This window comes from Caballeronia sp. (assembly GCF_049581465.1).
GTDB lineage: Bacteria > Pseudomonadota > Gammaproteobacteria > Burkholderiales > Burkholderiaceae > Caballeronia.
On sequence record NZ_JBAUSA010000370.1, the window covers coordinates 1 to 2,583 of the forward strand.

The following is a 2,583-nucleotide window of genomic DNA, read 5'->3' on the forward strand; positions in this document are numbered from 1 at the left end:
GTTCAAAACGCGTTTCTTTGCTTCGTTTCTTTTCGCGTTTGAAAAGAAATGAAGTCCCGCCCCGGATAGGGGCTAACAGAAATAAGCAAGAAAATCCGACTTATGCAGAACGACCACGCGAGCAGAAGGACTCAACGCTCTCCCCACACTCTCCGCGAGCAGCACCCCATGGAACGTTTTGTGCATAGCGGAACGTTACCGCACATTACAAGATAAGGATGCGAGTGCAAAATCGTTCGATGCTTCCTACCAACAGTGGGTCGCGATGTTCAAGTCGTGAATCAGCTTTTCCCTGTGTAGCAATGTCGGTGCCGAACTGCCGAACTCATACTTGATCGCTGCCCATGCTCCTAGATGAGGCTTCCGCGCTGACCAACGCAGGATCGTTGCTTTCGTCGAATGACGAGATAGTGGCGTCGTACGATCTCGAGGTTTCCAATGCACCGGCCGTGGGTTACCGCGCGCTTGGATTGTCGAATGGCATTTGCAATGCCGCTATAGCGGCATTCAATCCGGACTTCGCCTCGCGCTCGCGTGTACATGTGATTAATGGCATGGGTGTGACACTCGGCGATTCAATCATCGGGCTGACCGCACTTTACGCGATCAGCGCGCAATTCCCGCAATTGCGCTTTACGATTTACAGGCCGCGTCATGCGCCTCACTATGTGAGACACCTATACGAGCTTGCAGCACCGCTCTTCGGAGATATCGTCGATTTACCCATCAAGCTCGATGCGCTTCCGCAACACGAATTGCGGGTGGATATCGGGAATCATTTGTTCTGGCCAGAGTTCACGACGCGGGCCATGATCGATTTTTTTATCGATGCAATGGGCATGCGTGCGGAAGAAATATCCGCAGCTTACAAACGTAATCTGTGGCTGCAGCAGCTTAGGGTGCCAGAACCGCGAGGGGAGCAGGGTGAATACGTCTTGCTATGCCCACTTGCCAGTACGCCAGTGCGCAGCATCCCGGCTTCGCTCCATTCAACGATCGTTGAAGCGCTGTGGCAACGCTTCGGGCTACCCGTCGCGGGCGTCGGCGCAATCGATCATCCGCAGTACATCGACATCTCCGCCCGTTCGGTGGATATCGCCGATTTCATCGGCTTCATCAAGCACGCGCGTCATTTGGTGGCGCCAGATACGGCGGCTATTCATATAGCCGCGGGCTTCAATATCCCGACCACCGCGTTCTTCACGACGATTGCGCCGCAATTGCGGGTACGCGACTATCCGTACTGTAAAGCGGTCCACCTCGACGTCCCTGCGCTCGATGGTATGCATGCAAGCAGTCGCCAGTCAGACGTCCAGGCAATCGAGCATGCGTATTACGCATTAAAGATAGATGCCAATATTTTTGATTTCACTTAAGATCCATTCAAAGATCATACGAATAGAATCGCAAAGCTGGATACATCGCGATCGGAATAAATTGCTGAATTTGTAACAAATAAATTATTGCAAAAAAATCTAAACATCTAATGGTTTGTCATATTGGGGCTAACCATACGAATGGTATGCTTCGTGCAATCATTTCTTCATACGCTAGCGCTATGCTGAATTTTGTACCGGTTTGGATCCAATCCTGCACCACCTAGCAGATTGCACAAAGTATGTACGCACTAATTTGTTATTTTTCGCAAACGTTTGCGCATAGATTTGGTTTCTGTGGTCCAGCCATTTTTGCAGGTAAAAATAACCTGCTGCACACGGTTCAACATTCGTGGCGCAGTCCGATTGCGGGGGAGCAACGCATAATGTTTTTCGACGAACTCAGTAATGACGAGTGGGCGCTGGTTGCAGCGCTCGTAGCCGAAGGCGAAATCCGTGAGCATCGGCGGGGACGGCCTCGCGCGCATCCGCGCACCATTGTGAATGCGGTGCTGTGGATTCTCACTACGGGTGAGACCTGGTCAAAGCTGCCCGGTCACTATCCGACCGTTCCGACTTGCCGGCGCCGCTTCAATGACTGGCAAATGAACGGCACGCTGATCGAGATGGTGACTCGGCTGGCCGCGCGAGGCCGGTCGTTCGCGATTTTGCCGACGGCGCCCGCCGAAGTGCCGGTGCGTCCGGTCCAGCCCGTCTATGAATGCGACCGGTTGCGCGGTGTGTTCTGGCAAAACCCTGAATCATGGGGCGGGGCGAGCGCCGTGGGCGCGAGCGGGGCTGACCTGCCGTTTTCGGCTGGGCCGCGTCGCATTGCGGAGGCCCGGGATGTTGCGCGCGCTAATGCGCCTGTGCCGTTGTCGGCTACGCGTACAGCGATGAGCCCGCACGCCGCTCATGCGCATGCTCATGGCCATGGTAATTCTCATTCTTACGGCCGCTCGCGTTTGCATGGGCAAGTACCCGAGACTACGCCAATGGCCTTCGAGCCCGCGTGCGTTCCGGTGCATGACGGTCACGGCTACACCATCTACGCCATTTCGCGTCCGGTCGCGGGCGGGATGTTCCGGGGCTGGGCGGAGATCGTGAAGGACGGAAAGCGGGTGGAGCGTTCGGGGTTGATTGGTCCGCGTTATGGCCAAGCCGACGAGGCCGCCACGTATGCGCTGGAATGGTCGCGGCGATGGAT

2 protein-coding genes are annotated in these 2,583 nt (G+C 55.3%); both read left to right on the forward strand.

What is annotated here, in order from left to right; genetic code table 11:
• The first annotated feature begins 344 nt into the window (after positions 1–344).
• The gene (locus tag WCA53_RS09200; protein ID WP_423908258.1) at positions 345–1,376 is read left to right on the forward strand and encodes an ADP-heptose--LPS heptosyltransferase; all 1,032 of its coding nucleotides are present in this window, start codon (positions 345–347) and stop codon (positions 1,374–1,376) included.
• A gap of 386 nt (positions 1,377–1,762) precedes the next feature.
• Positions 1,763–2,583: transposase (locus tag WCA53_RS09205; RefSeq protein ID WP_423908261.1), on the forward strand; the 821-nt coding region annotated here is incomplete at its 3' end.